This is a genomic window from Trabulsiella guamensis ATCC 49490 (genome assembly GCF_000734965.1).
GTDB classification, from domain to species: Bacteria; Pseudomonadota; Gammaproteobacteria; order Enterobacterales; family Enterobacteriaceae; genus Trabulsiella; species Trabulsiella guamensis.
The window spans coordinates 1-539 of the sequence record NZ_JMTB01000209.1; the positions used below are offsets into that span (position 1 = coordinate 1).

Genomic DNA, 539 nt, shown 5'->3' on the forward strand with positions numbered 1-539 from the left:
AAACCAGTAAAGAGATGCTGGACAAATGTACCAGTGCCGGGGCTACTTTTGGTGATGTTGTCGGTAGGGTGCTGAATTTTCTTCTGACACCTGCCAAAGCCCTGCTTGATGCGCTCGGATGGATCCTTGAAAAGCTCGGGGCATTACCTGACGAGGCCGAACGAACAAGGAAGAAGATCGAAGAGACACAACGGCAGGCGCAGCATAATAACAAAATCGCTTTGCTGCAGGGAGATGCGACGAAGGTTGACCCGAAAAAAACCGATCCCGTAAAAAATGAATCACCCGGTGACGGTGAATGGAATTCATCCTTTCTCTTTCCTGGCATGAAGCCTTTTTCACCTTTTGGAAATGGCAACGGAACCAGCAAAGGGACGGAGACGGGAACGGAAACTAAAACGGGAAAAGAATCGGGCACAGATCTTACCGGGCACAACAAAACCGGCCGCAAGCTGGGTGAGATTGCCGACAACACCAAAGGCATGCTCGATGAGACCAGAAAACGCATCGGCCCCGGCGATATCGTCTTTAAGGATCTA

General features: G+C 50.5%; 1 pseudogene. It reads left to right on the forward strand.

Annotation, left to right across the window (positions count from 1 at the left end):
* Positions 1–539 (forward strand): annotated as a pseudogene (locus GTGU_RS26265) (hypothetical protein); the annotation flags it as partial.